Source organism: Serratia sp. YWN4 (genome assembly GCF_055790845.1).
On record NZ_CM147696.1, the window covers coordinates 3,666,377 to 3,682,024 of the forward strand.

The window sequence follows — 15,648 nt, forward strand, 5'->3', positions numbered from 1 at the left end:
GACGCTATTGACCCGCACCTGCCGGACAGATAGTTTCTTTCCTATCAGAGGATTTGCATGGCCGTGAGCTGTCGCAAAAAATGCATTAACTCAAAGGTTCAGGGATGTGAACAATCAAACGGAACTAACACCGCCAGTCAAGGCTCGCACCACTAAAGGGCTGTTTATTCCCCGCTATCTGCTGCCGGTGTATGCGTTGCTGTTTATCGCGTTCGGCTGGTTTGCCGGGGAACGCTGGCACAATGATCAGGCGCTGGAGCATCCCGTGGCGATGCTCTCTCAGGCGGCGCCCTCGGCCGTAGCGCAAACCCATCCCGCACCGGTAGCCGAGAAAAACACGGCAGAGCCGAAGAAGAGCAGCGTTCAGGCTCCTACACCCGAGGTGCTGGCCAGTGATGAACTGCCCGCGCTGCATTACAGTGCGCACGTTTACGCTTCTGAAGATGACAAACGCAGCATTACGCTGAACGGGCAACGCTATCATGAAGGCGATAGCCCAGCCCCTAATCTGATCATTGAACAGATTCAGCAGGATGTGACGATTTTCAATTTCAACGGTGAGGTCTTCACACTTGACGCGCTGGAGGATTGGCCCGGCGGCAAAGTCGACGTGGCAAACCCCAGCGAAAAATGAAACCGCAATGCTCAGCTCAGCACATTTCGGCGCTTGCCGTTAACGTTAGCCTTCTGCGCGCAGCTGGTCGGTGAAAGGGGCCAACAGGCTGTTAAAGCTACTGCATTTCGTCTGCTCTGGCGTACTGTCTCTGGTCAGGCTCTGATAAATCGCTGCGCTACGTTGAGGCAAAGCCGCATAGTCTGACGGATTCCATCCCCGCTGTTTTGCCACCTTGTTAGCCACCTTTTCGATGACCGCGTCCTCCGGCAAATCACTGCGGTTGCATTTGTATTTGAGGTATTTAGTGCCAGCGACCACCGAGGCAAGCTGTTCGACCTGGTCATTGAGAGGCACTGGTTTATTCTGGCTGGCAGAGCGTGGCTGCTGGCAACCTGCCATCCCCAAAACAAACAGCATAGGTACAACGCGTACAATCAGAGATAACCGCATGATAAGAATCATCTTATTTTAATTGACCGGGTTCTATTCTACCAAATCCCCCTTCACTGTCACTTATCTCTGGGAAAAAGTTTTCTTTTGCGCTCTGGTACATCCTCAGGGTGTTTTAAGCTGAAACTAGCTGAAAACCAGCTTCAGCACGGCACTATTCATGATGAGATCCTCCCCAAACGCGATGTATTTTATCACTCCATTCGGAAAAAACCGGCGCAAAGCTGAATCGATACATTAAAAACCTGCTCAGCGTGCGCGATTCATTAATAAATCTCTCTTTTTAAGCAGCAAAAAACATTATTTTCACAAATTAATTTTGATAATCATCACAATTCTAAAACATTACCTTGTGTGTTCATGTGTTTTATTGCAACTTCATTATCCAATGATTGAATGGTATGTATACAGAATTATGTTTTTTTCTCAAAAAGCTGAATCGATTCAAATTAACAGGCAATAGTATTGGAATTTGTTCTGGTGAGAAAAAACCCAGTTAAAATAAAAAGTTACACTAATGAACTTCAGGCTTGCACCAACAACATTGCAGCCTGAAAGACATCGGCCTACCGCTTAAAAATTATTTAAACAAGAAACAGTCCAGATAATTACAAGGAGCGTTATGATGCACGGCCATTTTTTAAAAAAAACCTTTACCTCTGGTTTAATCGTTGCGGTGAGTACAGCCCTTATCTGTGGCTGTGATAACGCCAGCAACAGTAGCAGTCCCCCCCCTGGTAGCAGCAACAGCGGCGATGGTAATTCCCAAAGCGAGACTCATGTTCAGTCTTCTTACCTTGAAAAATATCGCCCTCAATTGCAGTTCACCTCGGCCAAAAACTGGCAGAACGATCCCAACGGGTTGGTTTATTACGATGGTGAATATCATCTTTTTTATCAATACAACCCTAACGGCAACGGTTGGGGATATATGTCATGGGGGCACGCCGTCAGTACCGATCTGGTGCACTGGGAAGAATTGCCTGTGGCGTTAGAAGCGAAAGAAGATGCTGACGGTAGAATACCTGAAATGTTTTTCTCCGGTAGCGCCGTGGTTGATACCCATAATACCAGCGGTTTGGGTGAGCCCGGCAAACCCGCCATGGTCGCCATGTTTACCAGTTATTACCCCTCCACCATCACGCTGGCAAACGGCAGAGCCATTGAGGGAGGAACACAGGCCCAATCCATCGCTTACAGCCTGGATAAAGGACGGACCTGGACGCGATATGCCAATAACCCGGTACTGCCTCTGCCGCCTGCGGGCTACGAAGATCAATTCAAAGAATTCCGCGATCCGAAAGTGTTCTGGTATGAACCTGAAAAGAAATGGGTGATGGTGGCGGTGCTGGCCACCCAGCATAAGGCCGTACTGTATTCCTCACCAAACTTGCGGGACTGGACATTCATGAGCGAATTCGGGCCAGCCAATGCCAATGCTGGCGTGTGGGAATGCCCCGATCTGTTCGAATTACCGGTTGATAGTAATCCCGCGAACAAAAAATGGGTGCTGATCATCAACCTGAATCCTGGCGGGCCGGTGGGTGGCTCAGGTTCACAGTATTTTGTGGGCAATTTTAATGGCACCACGTTTGAAGCGGATGCAACCAGCCTGTTCGGCAGCGAACCACCGGCAGGGACAGCCACTGAAAACTTTGAGGGTAACTACAGCAGCGTAGGTTGGACAGCCACTGGCGATCTGGTGGGTGCCTATCTGTCACAGGGGAACAACCCCGGTCAGGCTGGCGTGAGCCAGTTCCAAGGGGCGCAGCTACTGAATACCTTTGTCAATGGCGATGGCGCAACGGGTATGGTGACCTCCCCACCGTTCAAGATCACCGATAAGTATATCAACCTGATGGTCGGTGGCGGTAATCACCCTCACGATCCTGCCAGTACCCTGGAAAGAGAGGTACCTGCAGGCGAATTGCTGTTCCCTGGCACAGATTTTGAAGGCGCCGATAATGTCACTTACAGTGAACTGGGGTGGACGGCTGAAGGTGACTTTATCAATCAACCGGTGTCCACCGGTACGATCCTCGATCAGCAACCCGTCTCCGGCTTCCTGGGTTCACGGCTGGTCAACAGCTTTTTTGGCAAGTTGATCAATAAAGACGATGGCGATACGGCCGTCGGCAGCCTGACCTCCCCGGTGTTCACCATTAACAAGCCTTACATCAACTTCCTGGTAGGGGGTGGCAATAACCCTTACGGTAAAGAAAACGCCACCGCCGTCGTGTTGCTGGTGAATGGCGAAGTCAAACGCAGTGCCACCGGCAATAACAGCGAAAACCTCAACTGGGCTAGCTGGGATGTCGCTGAATTTCAGGGGCAACAGGCCAAAATCGCAATCCTGGATGAAAACAGCGGCGGCTGGGGCCATATTCTGGCAGATAACTTCATCGCGTCAGACATCGCGGCCAAACTGATTTCCTCTGAAACTTCGGTCAATCTGGTGGTTAACGATAAAATCGTCTATAGCGCGACGGGTGGCGATTCAGAAGCACTTGGCTGGCGCAGTTGGAACGTTGCCTCGCTACAGGGGGAAATGGCCCAGATCCGCGTTATCGATAATAACACTGGCGGCTGGGGGCATATTCTGGTCGATGAGATTATTCAGTCTAACCAACCCAAACAAACTGCCCATTGGGCAGATTTCGGTTCCGATTTTTATGCCGCTGTTTCCTGGAACGGGGTGCCTGACGGCAAACGTTACTGGCTGGCCTGGATGAGTAACTGGAGTTATGCGGGCAGCGTTCCCACCACCCCGTGGCGCGGTGGCCAAACCTTCGCCAGAGAGCTGAAACTGCAGACCATTGATGACCACGTCAGGCTCACCCAGGTACCCGTTGAAAACATGACCGCGCTACGCGACAAACCGCTGTATGAGCTTAAAGAGGCAACTCTGCTCACCCCAGGGGAACAGCCGCTTGCTGACGCGGGCGTTCACGGACAGGTGTATGAAATAGAGGCACGCATAAAACCTGAAAATGCCACTGAAGTCGGCTTCAGGCTGCGCTCGGGCAATAATGGTGAGGTCACCCTCGTCGGTTACGATGCACTGGCAGGGGAAGTTTATCTCGACCGTTCAAAATCTGGCGACAGTTCGTTTGATGCCAATTTTGCCGCTAAACACCGTGCTCCGTTACCGTTGCCGGATGATGACACGCTGAAATTACGCATTATTGTCGATACTTCATCAATTACCGTTTTCTCGGGTGATGGCGAAGTGGTGTTAACCGATCTGATCTTCCCGGATCCTGCCAGTATCGGTATCGAAATGTACAGCAAAGGCGGAACCGCCAGCGTGGATTCAATGACGATATGGCCGTTAAAATCGATTTGGGCTGATAAATAAACGCATCAGGCTGTAGATACGGCCTGATGTCCAGGTGGACTCTGTTGCCGCCGCAGGCAGCAATTTTAATGTAGCAATGGAGTGTGCTCGCTTTCCATCCCTGAACAAAACTCGACTCTGTGCTCACGTAATGTGGTACAGCGCACGAAGAACATGCGGTGGATGCCCGAAATATAGGAACGCACCTGATTGCTGCGTACCACCAGCAGGTATTCATCGCCCTGGCATTGCGCCTTTCGCTGTTCCACGTAGGCCAGTAGATCTTTATTCAGACTGGGGCCGGGAACACCCGACGTTGTGGATGTTGACAAAAACACCTTGCAACTGCCCGCGTTACCAAGAAAAACTTCCTGTCGGGCCAGAGAGTTAGTGGTGTACATGGTGATACCGATCCCCAGTACAAAAACAAACCCGGTAAGCGCAACGACAACCCCCCAGCCATAACGCCGCTTGCTGGCAGCAGGTGCGGCCACGCTGGGCGTTGATTCTATCTTTGCTTCGCCGTCAGCCTCAACGTTCTCCTCTACAACCTCATCCATATCCAGATCGTTTTCCGTTGCCATATAAGGAACTTCTGCTAACACCGGTGGCACATAGCTTTGAGTAAAAGCCTCATTGTCCCCTTCATTGGATTCGATCAGGATCTCCTGGCGCAGCATAAACCCCAGCTTAGGTACGGTAGCAATCACCTCGTCATCAACGCCCATCACCTTGATCACCCGGCGTAATTTACTGACGCACTGGTTGAGGTTGTTGTTGCTGGAGATCATGCCGTAATCGTCCCACACTTTCTTGAATATCACTTCACGGTTGACCGGCTCACCATGGTGAGCCATCAGCAGCAGTAATAAACGTTTGGTTGGGTTTGATATTGGGATAGAGTCATCCGATAAATCACTGGGCCCCAGCGTTCCTGCATCCGCATCAAACAGGACACGATCGTTAAATCTATATTTCATATTATTCCCGATTTATCTTAGGGAGATAAATCAATTCTGGCAGGAATTGCTAATAAATCATCAGTGAATAACTAAAAAATACCGGCTGACAAACAAATTCACCAAACGGTTTTCTGAACCGGCTCCCAGCGCCGATCGCTGGCATTGTTAACGCCAACCGGTCACAATGCCGCTCAACTCACTTTCCAGCAGGAAATACGATGCCTTGCCATTACCCCGCCCACGCCATTTTCGACCACGAAAGCGATACCTGGCAGATTACCTTTCGTGATTTCCCACAGCAGCAGGCTGCCTGCTATAAGCGTGACGATGTTGAGCTGGAGGCGCAGGAAAGCCTGCTGACGGCGATCGCCATTGAAATGGAAGAGGGCCGTCCGGTGCCACCGCCTTCTACATTACAGGCAGAAGAGATCGCCATTCATCTGCCGGTATTGGTCAAGCTGAAGCTGGAGCTGCATAACCGGATGCTGAGTGCAGGTACATCAAAAGCGATGCTGGCACGCCAGATGGGGTTTAACGGCGCGCAGGTTGACCGGTTGCTGGATATCGCCTATGCCTCGAAAGTTGAAGCGCTCGAACAGGCGTTGTTCCTGTTGGGTTATGAAGTGCACATTTCCGTAGCAGAACTCCACAAACCATAGAAAAGAGGCGCAGATTGTGCGATCTGCGCCCCTGGAGTATTTCTGCAATCAGCGTTATTTGCCTGGCATCATCCGGCGCAGCGTATCATCGCCACGCAGATAATGGTGATAGAGCGCCGCCAGCGAATGGGCACCAATAATGAAATAACCGGTGTTGGCCAAGGTTTCGTGAATATCTTTCACCAGGCTGCGCATCCTGGGATCCGGCGTGATCCACTGCGGCACCTGCCAGCCCAGCAGCAGCCACTCTTTTCCACCATAGGCCAATGTCAGCACGCCCAGGATCGGCAAGGATAAAAACAGCAGATACAACAGCCAGTGGAAAACCTTCGCCCCAAATGCCTGCCATATTTCTAACGCCGGAGTGATAGGCGGCGTAGCATGACGCTGGCGCAAACAGAGCCGGAAAAACATCAGCACAAAAACCGACAGACCAAAATTGAAGTGCAAATTTTTAACCAGATCGATGTCGTCATCAGGGACTGAATCTTTCAGTAGCATGGCGCTGTAAGTCAGGATCACCATCAACAACGTCAGCCAATGCAGAATAATTTGTGATTTAGCAAAGCGCGCGCCCATAACTTCTCCCAATAGGTAAATGGTACAGGCTAAAGATAGTCGGGAAATGATGAGGAAAACCTTAATAGAGCAAAAACCGGGGATTTCCCCGGTTTATAACGATTACTTGGCTTTCGGCGGAGCCATCAGGCCATCGGCACGGAACATCGCTTTGATGCCACGCACCGCCTGACGAATACGATCCTGATTCTCAATCAGCGCAAAACGAACATGAGTATCACCATAATCACCAAAACCGACTCCTGGCGACACACACACTTTGGCTTCAGCCAACAGGCGCTTGGCGAACTCCAGCGAGCCTAAATGCGCGTAAGCCTCTGGGATTTTCGCCCAGACGTACATCGATGCTTTGGGGTTCTCTACCATCCAGCCCGCTTCATGCAGCCCTTTCACCAGCACGTTACGGCGCTGGCGGTACTGCTCGGCAATGTCACGAACGCACTGCTGATCGCCTTCCAGCGCAGCGATAGCCGCCACCTGTAGCGGGGTGAAGGTGCCGTAATCATGGTAGCTTTTGATGCGAGCCAGCGCGTTGACCAGTTCGGGGTTACCCACCATAAAACCGATGCGCCAACCCGCCATATTGTAGCTTTTCGACAGGGTAAAGAACTCGACCGCAATATCTTTCGCTCCTGGCACCTGCATGATCGATGGCGCTTTCCAGCCGTCATACACGATGTCGGCATAGGCCAGATCGTGGATCACCAGAACATCGTACTGTTTTGCCAGCGCCACCACCCGCTCGAAGAAATCCAGTTCCACGCACTGCGCGGTGGGGTTGGACGGGAAGCCGAGGATCATCATTTTGGGCCGCGGAATGGTTTCACGGATGGCACGTTCCAGTTCACCAAAGAAATCGCTTCCATCCACCAGCGGCACTGAACGCACCTGCGCACCGGCAATCACCGCGCCATAAATATGAATCGGATAGCTTGGATTCGGCACCAGCACGGTATCGCCATGATCGAGCGTCGCCAGCATCAGGTGCGCCAGCCCTTCTTTCGAGCCGATAGTGACAATGGCTTCGCTTTCCGGGTCGATATCCACCTGATAGCGTTCCTGATACCAGTTGGCAATCGCGCGGCGCAAACGTGGAATACCGCGCGAGGTGGAGTAACCGTGCGTATCTTCACGCTGCGCTACGGCGCAGAGTTTTTCCACAATGTGCGGTGGCGTCGGGCCATCGGGGTTGCCCATGCTGAAATCGATAATATCCTCACCGCGACGGCGGGCAGCCATCTTCAGCTCAGAAGTGATATTAAAAACGTAAGGGGGAAGACGTTCGATGCGCGTAAAACGGCGCGGACTGTTATCAGCCATAGATTCCTCGAAGAGACGTTAGCGCCCGGACCGTCCGAGCGACGCTGGCCACTTTGTGGCCGGATATCGAACATAACGCAGCCTTGTTGGGCTGTCGAGCCCCTGATAACAATTTTTTTACCGATTCAGTGCCGCAAATTCCGCCGCCAACAACCCCAGTTGCCAGTCATTACACCACTGCCCTGCCAAACGATAGTTATCCCGCAGCGTGCCTTCCAGCCTGAAACCACAGCTTTCCAGCAGGCGACGCGAAGCGATATTGCCCTCGGTCACCGTGGCATTCATTTTGTGAAAACCACAGGCGTTGAAGGCGAAATCCAGCACTACCAGCAGCGATTCTTTGCCATACCCTTTTCCCTGCCCTTCCGGCAGGCTGCCAAACCCCACTTCTGCCTGCTGAAAAGGCAACCACTCCGGGCGAAAACCGGTGATCCCCAGCGCTTGGCCGTTCACTTTCTCCCTGATCACCAAGCATAACCAGCGTTCACCGTGTTTATCCCATGCGGGCAAACGCGCTTCAAAACGTGCGCGGATCTCACTTTCCGTCATGGGATCGGCAATATAGCGAATCACCTGGGGTTCCTGATACAAACGCCGGAACAATGGCCAGTCATCCGCCGTGATCGATTGCAGGATTAAGCGCGATGTTTCCAATTTCATACACTATTTCTCCGATAAACGAAAAAGAGGATATTACGAGTGAAAGATACCCCTTTATTTTCCCCAATTAAATCCAGATAATCATTAACGTCATTACAACAGAACAGCAACACCGCTCCCAGTCCCCTACATCCATCGCCGCCCCCAGGTGGCACAAGGAGAACACCATGGCTTCATTACTCATCGACGATATTCCTGCCGCCATTAAAGCCGTCAAACAACAGTTGCGCCAGGCGCTGCCGAACTACCGTGACGTGTTTCTGGCTTTGGAAGACAACATTCGCCAGCAGGTTGAGCGCATCCGGCAAGAACTGGCTGCGGGGCAGAATCCGGTACCGCAGGTCGATGCGGAAGATATTGTGCAACAGCGCGTCAGCGAACAGCAAAAAGCGCTGATCAAACAACGTGGCGCGTGCGCCATTCGCGGCGTATTCCCACGCGGTAAAGCCGAAGCCTGGAACCAGGAGATTGGTAACTATCTTGATCGCAATAACTTCGTTGAGCGCCTGAAGAATGCCGCCGAAGATAACTATTTCGGCAAACTGGCCGCCAGCAAGCCGCAGATCTATGGCATTTACTGGTCTAAACCGCAGGTGGAAGCCCGGCAGGATCAACGTATGCACGCGGTACAGGTGTTTCTGAACAGCCTGTGGGAAACCGAGAGCAACGGTAAACAGCATTTTGCCCCAACGCGGGTAGCCACCTACGCCGATCGCACCCGTCGCCGCCCGCCAAACTCCTCTTCTCTGGGCCTGTCGCCACACGTGGACAGCGGCACCATCGAACGCTGGCTGGATGAGAACTTCCGCTACGTTTATCGCCACGTATTTTCCGGTGACTGGCAGCGCTATGATCCCTTTGCCGCCGACGGCCGTACCGAAGTGCGCGAGATCGCGTCACCGGCGGTCTGCTCGATGTTCCGCACTTTTCAAGGGTGGACGGCGCTGACGCCACAGCGAACCAACGCTGGCACGCTGAATCTGGTGCCAATTGCCAATGCGATGGCCTATGTGTTGCTGCGCGCGTTGCAGGACGATGTGGCTGATGACGATTTATGCGATGCCGCTCCTGGCCGGGCGCTGTCGATCTCAGAGAAATGGCATCCTCTTTTACTGCAAGGGATTTCCCCTATTCCCGATCTGGAGCCGGGGGATACGGTATTCTGGCACTGTGACGTGATCCATGCGGTAGAGAATGAGCATAACGGCGAGTTCGACAGCAACGTGATGTACATTGCCGCCGCACCGGGTTGCGACAAAAATGATGCCTATCTGCAACGCCAGTTACCGAGCTTCCTGTCGGGCAAAACGCCGCCAGACTTCGCCCCGGATGATTTTGAAGTGGATTTCACCGGCCGCGCGACCGTCGATCTGTTAACGCCGCTCGGCAAAGCGCAGCTCGGCCTTAAATAATCCCATGCGTATACGCAGGCGCCACAGTGATTACTGTAGCGCCTGCGTAGAGATTACCAACGTTGCCCAGGAGGGCCGGGGCGATAATAGCCAGGCGGTGGTGGTGGCATACGGTAATGACGCGGGCGATCGCGCCATTCACGCGGCGGCGGCCCGTAATACATGACCTGAGGCGGCGGGCCATAGTAATAATCGCGTGGGCGGTAATGTTTATGCCACCCACGTGGTTCACGCCAGCGGCCACCGTCCCAATAATAACCACGATCGTCACGATCGCCGAGTTGCAATGACAGGCCGGGAACGTTCACACCGATGGAAACATCGGCATGGCTTACTGCCGGTAATAACAGTGGCAATAACGCTGCCAGCAGCAACAGTACTTTCTTCATTTGATACACTCCCAGAGAGCAGAACCGGTCTTTTCACCGAGAACAGTAGATCCGCGCCGGTTGTTACTCTATAGGATAATCACCTAATTACACCGCTCAGACACATCCTTCACAATTTCCACATATTTAGAAAGAATCCAAAAAAAATACGTAATTAATTGATATATGAGAATAAGTTAAAAACACAATTCAGCAGCCCATACAAAAACGAATCTCAGTACAAACCGCGAATTCTTATAGCAGACCAGTGCATGGGCAACTTACAGGTGCATCCCCAGCGTCTGGCGCAAGTGGGCACCGGCCCCCAGCAGCCCTGGTTGAGCATGGGTGATCATAAACACCGGGATTTGCTGTACGTAGTCTTTGAAACGGCCTTTGTCTTCAAAGGCTGCGCGGAACCCAGAAGCTTTAAAGAACTCCATAAAACGCGGCACGATGCCCCCGGCAATATACACCCCACCAAAAGTGCCCAGATTCAACGCCAGATTACCGCCAAAGCGCCCCATGATCACGCAGAACAGCGAAAGTGCGCGGCGGCAGTCGGTGCAGCTATCCGCTAACGCACGCTCGGTAATATCTTTGGGTGCTAATTTTTCTGGCAAGCGGTGGTCCGCTTTTACAATCGCGCGATACAGATTCACTAATCCAGGGCCGGACAGCACGCGCTCGGCGGAAACATGCCCCACTTCGGCGCGCAGCACGTCCAGAATGATGTCCTCTTCTTCGCTGTTTGGCGCAAAGTCCACGTGCCCGCCTTCGCCCGGCAGGCTTACCCAGCGGCGGTTAACGTGCACCAGATGCGCTACGCCCAGGCCAGTACCGGCACCGTAAACCGCAATCGGTTTATCTTTTTGCGCTTTGCCACCGCCAAACTGCAACACATCGGCGTCAGTCAGCATCGGAATAGCCATGGATACCGCGGTAAAATCGTTAATCACTTCCAGGTGATTAAACCCCAGATTAGCCTTCATCTCTTTGATGGAAAACGCCCAGGTGTGATTGGTCATCGCTACCCAGTCTTCCGTCACCGGGCAGGCAATAGCGATGCTGGCATCCTGAACCTCCAGCTTATGGTCAGCCAGGTATTGGCGAATCACCGCCTCCAGGCTGTCAAACTCCAGACCTGAATAGGTTTTCGCCTGGGCGATCTCACCCGTTTCTACCGTGCATAGCGCCAAACGCGCGTTAGTGCCGCCAACGTCACCTACAAGGGCATAGGTCATCAGTGTTATCTCCACAATAAATAATAAGAAACTGGCTACACTGTAAAATCACGCCGCTGAAACAACAATCGCCATTCTGTTACCCACTGTTCAATAGCGAGCTGGATCACAAAAATCGTTTCAGCCTGCGCCGGATCAGGATTAAGCCAACGCGTATTCCGCTGCCGCGCGCGCATGGATGGCGGTGGTGTCGAATACCGGCACCGCAGCATCCTGCGCACCAACCAACAGGCTGATTTCAGTGCAGCCAAAAATAATGCCCTGCGCGCCCTGTTGTTCGAGGTTACTGATAATCCGACGATACTCATCGCGGGAGGCATCGCAGATTTTCCCCAGGCACAGCTCTTCATAAATGATGCGATGCACGATCTCGCGATCGGCCGCCGTTGGCGTGATCACGTCAATATCGAACTTATCCTGCAAGCGCCCACGATAAAAATCCTGCTCCATGGTAAAACGCGTGCCCAGCAGCCCAATGCGGTGGATATTTTGCTGGCGCACCTGCAAAGCCGTGGCGTCGGCAATGTGGATCAACGGTAAACCGCTGGCCTGTTCCACCGCATCTGCCACCTTGTGCATGGTGTTAGTGCAAATCACGATCGCTTCAGCTCCGGCGGCACGCAGCGATGCAGCAGCCCCTGCCAATAGGCGACCAGCACCGTCCCAATCGCCCTGATGTTGTAAACGTTCAATCTCTTGAAAATCGACGCTATAGAGCACAATTTTGGCTGAATGCAGGCCACCGAGTTGCGCCTTCACCTGTTCGTTGATCATCCGGTAATAAGGTATGGTGGATTCCCAGCTCATACCGCCCAATAAGCCCAGCACTTTCATCATTTTTTCCTTAGCCTTTATCCACGAGCGTTCACCGAGCGCGGCTCAAACCAACGCTGACGCAGGGTATCGTATACCCAGTTGTAACACAGGGTATACGGCAGGAAGAACAGGAAGAAACCGATCTCCAGCATAAAGGCCTGTGACAGCGACATATTCATCACCAAAGCAACCAGCGGCAAACCAATCACGATAAACCCGCCCTCAAAACCCAGGGCGTGAAAAATACGCACCTTCAGGTTACGCACCACGCGGCTCACCGGCCACAGCCGATCAAACAGCGTGTTATAAACCATGTTCCACACCATGGCGATGGTTGACAGCATGATCGTCAAGCTCCCCATCTGTAACAGTGAACGGTTCAGTAACCACGCCCCGATCGGCGCGCAGATCGCGATAGCGATAGCCTCAAACCCCACGGCATGGACGAAACGTTCAACCAACGACTTGTTTTGCAACTGCATATATCACCTGTTTTTTGACTATTGTTGGAAAAGCCGGGTGATTATCATCGTTTTTTTGCGTAGATTAAAAATAGATTCCATCGATAAAGTAGATATACCATGCGTTATTCTCCCGAAGCCTTGCAGGCGTTTGTTGAAGCAGCCGCGCTGGGGTCGTTTTCTGCCGCCGCACGCAAACTGCGTAAAAGCCAGTCAACCATCAGCACCGCTATCGCTAACCTGGAAGCGGATCTCGGGCTGACGCTGTTTAATCGCGAGGCGCGTCAACCGGTGCTTACCCCGGCGGGCCGCAAAGTGCTCGGCCACGTGCAGGAGATCCTGACCGCCAGCGAACGCCTTGAGGCGCTGAGCATCCGGCTGGGCGATCGGGTTGAACCGCGTTTGACCATCGTCTTTTCCGATACCTATCAGCCTAATCATCACGATAACTTGCTGAAACACTTCGAGCAGCGCTATCAGGATATTGAACTGGAATGCATGATCGCCGAAGACGCTGACGTGCTGGATCTGTTGCAGATTGGCCGCGCACACTTGGGCATGCTGGCGGTGCAGCCGAGCTATCCACCCGATATCGCCGTCGCCAGGCTGCCGGAGCAAACCGAAATGGGGCTGTTTGTTGCCCATGAACACCCGCTGACACGCATCCCGGCGCTCACCCAGGCGCATTTGGCCAGCAGCCGTCAGCTCTATCTCAATACCTATACCGGTAGCGATGCTGCCAAACCGCAGGGGCCGGTCTGGTCGGCCCCCAGCTATCTGATGCTGTTGGAAATGGCGGAACAGGGGTTTGGCTGGGCGATACTGCCGCACTGGCTGGTCAAACAGTACGGGCAAGAACGTCTGACGGAATTGAAAATGCGCGGCTGGCCCAAGTTGATTTCGGTGGATGCGGTGTGGTCAAAACTCACCCCGCCGGGGCCAGCGGGGTTTTGGCTGTTGGATCGCCTGTTGGAAACTGCCGCCGATCAGGCCGCTGCGTTGCGCGATTGAATGGCGCGGGAGATGGTATCCAGCAATTCAGGAATATCCATCTTCGGCAGCATCACTTCAATAAACACCAGTTGTTCACTGCCATTCACTTCACCCAGAGCCTGGCACAGTTGCTCAGGCTCACTCACGTGCAGGCATTTCACCTGATGCCCCAGCGACAGCGCCTGCGGTAACAGCGTCCAGTCCCACTGGGCAATATCGTTATAGCGCTGTTCTGGGCCGTGAATGGCTCGCTCCACGGTATAGCCATTGTTATTGAGCAGAAAAACCACCGGCTTTTGGCCATCGCGCAGCATCGATCCCAGTTCCTGAATCGTCAGTTGGGCCGCACCATCACCAATCAGCAGCAGCACACGACGATCCGGCTCGGCGGTTTGCACGCCAAACGCCGCTGGCAGCGTAAAACCGATCGACCCCCACAAAGATTGAACGATAAACCGGCAACCGCGCGGCAGATTCAGCGACGCTGCGCCAAAGCATGACGTTCCCTGATCGGCAATCAGGATATCCCCCGGTTGTAGGAAACTCTGCATTTGCTGCCAGAAGCCATGTTGATCCAGGCCACTACCGGTCGGATCCGGCAATAAGGGGCGTTTGATGGCGGGCAGTTGCCACTGTTTGGCTAACGATAAAGTTAATTGATGCAGGGCTTTGACGGCATCGCGCATCGGGATCTGGCTGAACACCTGCTGCCCCACCCGCGCTTCAAAGGGTTGGATATCGATACATTTCTCACTGGGCAAATTGTGGCTGAAACCCGCCGTGATGGTATCGGTAAAGCGTACGCCGACGTTAATCACCACGTCAGCCCCTTCAATTAACTGTTTTACCTGCGGATCGCTGGCGGCCGCAGCATAGGTGCCGGTAAAGCAGGCATGGGTTTCATCCAGCACGCTCTTGCCTAGCAGCAGAGTTGAATGGGGAATATTCACCTCATTCATCCACTGTTCCAATACCGTTTCTGCCCCGAAGCGTTCGGCAAGGAAATCCGCCAGCAGAGAAACGCGCTGTGCCGCCCGCAGTTTCTCCTGCGCGGCGGCAATAAATGCCTGCAACGAAGCCTCAGAAAGGTTGGGCTGGCGCAGCATCAGCGGTGCCGGGCGCGAAGTCAGCGGCGCTTCGGCCACATCACTCGGTAACAGCAGGTACACCGGGCGACGCTCAAACAGCGCGGTGGTCAACAGCCGATCGATTTCCGCTTCGGCATTGCTGGCGGTCAGGTTAGCCTGAGCGACGGTCACCTCTTTGGCCATACGGGCAAAATGGCCAAAATCCCCATCCCCCAGCGAATGGTGCAGCAGCTCCCCGGCGCGTTGCGCACGCAAAGCCGGAGAACCCACCACATGGATCACCGGCAAATACTCGGCGTAGCTGCCAGCGATACCGTTGATCGCACTCAGTTCGCCCACGCCAAAAGTGGTCAGCAACGCCGCCGCCGGTTTGCAGCGGGCGTAACCATCGGCAGCATAGGCGGCATTCAATTCGTTGGCGCACCCCACCCAAGTGATCTGCGGGTGATCGATGACATGATCGAGAAATTGCAGGTTGTAATCCCCTGGCACACCGAAGAAATGCCGGATACCAATCTGTGCTAAACGATCGAGAAGATAATCAGCCACCGTGTAGTTTTTGCTCATGATCATCACCTGCGAGAAGGTGGAAATGTTAATTTTAAGTATTGGAGATGTTGCGTAAATTTCGAACTTTAGTGCTAAAAGGCCACTGGCAACCTGGCTTTACATCTGCGCACCGG

The 15,648-nt window shown here is 53.3% G+C and carries 15 protein-coding genes; 5 read left to right on the forward strand and 10 right to left on the reverse strand.

Translation table 11 applies throughout. The annotated features are described in order from the left end of the window. Positions 1 to 106 precede the first annotated feature (106 nt). Positions 107 to 634 (forward strand): type II secretion system assembly factor GspB, encoded by a 528-nt coding sequence (gene gspB, locus ACX9GT_RS17240; RefSeq protein WP_473187918.1) that lies wholly within the window; start codon positions 107 to 109, stop codon positions 632 to 634. A 45-nt stretch (positions 635 to 679) separates the two neighbouring features. Here the strand turns inward: gspB and gspS are convergent, their stop codons facing one another. Then, positions 680 to 1,066 carry a type II secretion system pilot lipoprotein GspS gene (gene gspS / locus ACX9GT_RS17245; protein WP_473187919.1) on the reverse strand — a complete coding sequence of 129 codons (387 nt, stop codon included), beginning with the start codon at positions 1,064 to 1,066 and terminating at the stop codon, positions 680 to 682. 622 nt (positions 1,067 to 1,688) lie between these two features. On the opposite strand from gspS, the gene ACX9GT_RS17250 reads away from it, so the two are divergent. After that, complete coding sequence (locus tag ACX9GT_RS17250; RefSeq protein ID WP_473187920.1) at positions 1,689 to 4,424, forward strand: GH32 C-terminal domain-containing protein; 2,736 nt, start codon at positions 1,689 to 1,691, stop codon at positions 4,422 to 4,424. Between the two features lie 65 nt (positions 4,425 to 4,489). Here ACX9GT_RS17250 and ACX9GT_RS17255 read toward each other — a convergent pair whose 3' ends face one another. After that, positions 4,490 to 5,383, reverse strand: a complete 894-nt coding sequence (locus ACX9GT_RS17255) for a winged helix-turn-helix domain-containing protein (RefSeq protein ID WP_473187921.1) — start codon at positions 5,381 to 5,383, stop codon at positions 4,490 to 4,492. A 200-nt stretch (positions 5,384 to 5,583) separates the two neighbouring features. On the opposite strand from ACX9GT_RS17255, the gene ACX9GT_RS17260 reads away from it, so the two are divergent. Further along, a complete protein-coding gene (locus tag ACX9GT_RS17260; RefSeq protein ID WP_473187922.1) occupies positions 5,584 to 6,024 on the forward strand; it encodes a type II toxin-antitoxin system HicB family antitoxin in 441 nt (146 codons plus the stop codon). A gap of 54 nt (positions 6,025 to 6,078) precedes the next feature. On the opposite strand, the gene ACX9GT_RS17265 is transcribed toward ACX9GT_RS17260, so the two are convergent. The 3 genes from ACX9GT_RS17265 to ACX9GT_RS17275 form a co-directional block, all read right to left on the reverse strand. After that, positions 6,079 to 6,603 (reverse strand): cytochrome b, encoded by a 525-nt coding sequence (locus ACX9GT_RS17265; RefSeq protein ID WP_473187923.1) that lies wholly within the window; start codon positions 6,601 to 6,603, stop codon positions 6,079 to 6,081. Between the two features lie 102 nt (positions 6,604 to 6,705). Further along, on the reverse strand, positions 6,706 to 7,923 hold the full coding sequence (gene alaC / locus ACX9GT_RS17270) for an alanine transaminase (RefSeq protein ID WP_473187924.1): 1,218 nt from the start codon (positions 7,921 to 7,923) through the stop codon (positions 6,706 to 6,708). A gap of 117 nt (positions 7,924 to 8,040) precedes the next feature. Next, positions 8,041 to 8,583 carry a GNAT family N-acetyltransferase gene (locus ACX9GT_RS17275; protein ID WP_473187925.1) on the reverse strand — a complete coding sequence of 181 codons (543 nt, stop codon included), beginning with the start codon at positions 8,581 to 8,583 and terminating at the stop codon, positions 8,041 to 8,043. A gap of 167 nt (positions 8,584 to 8,750) precedes the next feature. Here ACX9GT_RS17275 and ACX9GT_RS17280 point away from each other — a divergent pair, with 167 nt between their 5' ends. Further along, complete coding sequence (locus ACX9GT_RS17280; protein ID WP_473187926.1) at positions 8,751 to 9,995, forward strand: DUF1479 domain-containing protein; 1,245 nt, start codon at positions 8,751 to 8,753, stop codon at positions 9,993 to 9,995. 53 nt (positions 9,996 to 10,048) lie between these two features. Here the strand turns inward: ACX9GT_RS17280 and ACX9GT_RS17285 are convergent, their stop codons facing one another. The 4 genes from ACX9GT_RS17285 to ACX9GT_RS17300 all read right to left on the reverse strand — a co-directional run bounded on the left by ACX9GT_RS17285 (position 10,049) and on the right by ACX9GT_RS17300 (position 12,905). After that, the gene (locus ACX9GT_RS17285; protein ID WP_473187927.1) at positions 10,049 to 10,384 is read right to left on the reverse strand and encodes a DUF2502 domain-containing protein; all 336 of its coding nucleotides are present in this window, start codon (positions 10,382 to 10,384) and stop codon (positions 10,049 to 10,051) included. Positions 10,385 to 10,644: 260 nt separating this feature from the next. Beyond that, positions 10,645 to 11,610 (reverse strand): glucokinase, encoded by a 966-nt coding sequence (glk, locus tag ACX9GT_RS17290; protein ID WP_473191622.1) that lies wholly within the window; start codon positions 11,608 to 11,610, stop codon positions 10,645 to 10,647. A 138-nt stretch (positions 11,611 to 11,748) separates the two neighbouring features. Then, complete coding sequence (locus tag ACX9GT_RS17295) at positions 11,749 to 12,441, reverse strand: aspartate/glutamate racemase family protein (protein WP_473191623.1); 693 nt, start codon at positions 12,439 to 12,441, stop codon at positions 11,749 to 11,751. Between the two features lie 17 nt (positions 12,442 to 12,458). Further along, complete coding sequence (locus ACX9GT_RS17300; RefSeq protein ID WP_473187928.1) at positions 12,459 to 12,905, reverse strand: multidrug/biocide efflux PACE transporter; 447 nt, start codon at positions 12,903 to 12,905, stop codon at positions 12,459 to 12,461. A 99-nt stretch (positions 12,906 to 13,004) separates the two neighbouring features. Between ACX9GT_RS17300 and ACX9GT_RS17305 the strand changes: the two genes are divergently transcribed. Beyond that, positions 13,005 to 13,895 (forward strand): LysR family transcriptional regulator, encoded by an 891-nt coding sequence (locus tag ACX9GT_RS17305; RefSeq protein ID WP_473187929.1) that lies wholly within the window; start codon positions 13,005 to 13,007, stop codon positions 13,893 to 13,895. On the opposite strand, the gene ACX9GT_RS17310 is transcribed toward ACX9GT_RS17305, so the two are convergent. Then, the gene (locus ACX9GT_RS17310; RefSeq protein WP_473187930.1) at positions 13,871 to 15,532 is read right to left on the reverse strand and encodes an alpha-keto acid decarboxylase family protein; all 1,662 of its coding nucleotides are present in this window, start codon (positions 15,530 to 15,532) and stop codon (positions 13,871 to 13,873) included. The genes ACX9GT_RS17305 and ACX9GT_RS17310 overlap by 25 nt on opposite strands. Positions 15,533 to 15,648: the final 116 nt, after the last annotated feature.

Bases quoted from the DNA above. Each gene is read 5' to 3' on its own strand.
- ACX9GT_RS17255 (WP_473187921.1), bottom strand. From the start codon at position 5,383: ATGAAATATAGATTTAACGATCGTGTCCTGTTTGATGCGGATGCAGGA.
- ACX9GT_RS17275 (WP_473187925.1), bottom strand. From the start codon at position 8,583: ATGAAATTGGAAACATCGCGCTTAATCCTGCAATCGATCACGGCGGAT.
- ACX9GT_RS17285 (WP_473187927.1), bottom strand. From the start codon at position 10,384: ATGAAGAAAGTACTGTTGCTGCTGGCAGCGTTATTGCCACTGTTATTA.
- ACX9GT_RS17265 (WP_473187923.1), bottom strand. From the start codon at position 6,603: ATGGGCGCGCGCTTTGCTAAATCACAAATTATTCTGCATTGGCTGACG.
- ACX9GT_RS17280 (WP_473187926.1), top strand. From the start codon at position 8,751: ATGGCTTCATTACTCATCGACGATATTCCTGCCGCCATTAAAGCCGTC.
- ACX9GT_RS17250 (WP_473187920.1), top strand. From the start codon at position 1,689: ATGATGCACGGCCATTTTTTAAAAAAAACCTTTACCTCTGGTTTAATC.
- ACX9GT_RS17260 (WP_473187922.1), top strand. From the start codon at position 5,584: ATGCCTTGCCATTACCCCGCCCACGCCATTTTCGACCACGAAAGCGAT.
- gspS (WP_473187919.1), bottom strand. From the start codon at position 1,066: ATGCGGTTATCTCTGATTGTACGCGTTGTACCTATGCTGTTTGTTTTG.
- ACX9GT_RS17295 (WP_473191623.1), bottom strand. From the start codon at position 12,441: ATGAAAGTGCTGGGCTTATTGGGCGGTATGAGCTGGGAATCCACCATA.
- alaC (WP_473187924.1), bottom strand. From the start codon at position 7,923: ATGGCTGATAACAGTCCGCGCCGTTTTACGCGCATCGAACGTCTTCCC.
- ACX9GT_RS17300 (WP_473187928.1), bottom strand. From the start codon at position 12,905: ATGCAGTTGCAAAACAAGTCGTTGGTTGAACGTTTCGTCCATGCCGTG.
- ACX9GT_RS17310 (WP_473187930.1), bottom strand. From the start codon at position 15,532: ATGAGCAAAAACTACACGGTGGCTGATTATCTTCTCGATCGTTTAGCA.
- ACX9GT_RS17305 (WP_473187929.1), top strand. From the start codon at position 13,005: ATGCGTTATTCTCCCGAAGCCTTGCAGGCGTTTGTTGAAGCAGCCGCG.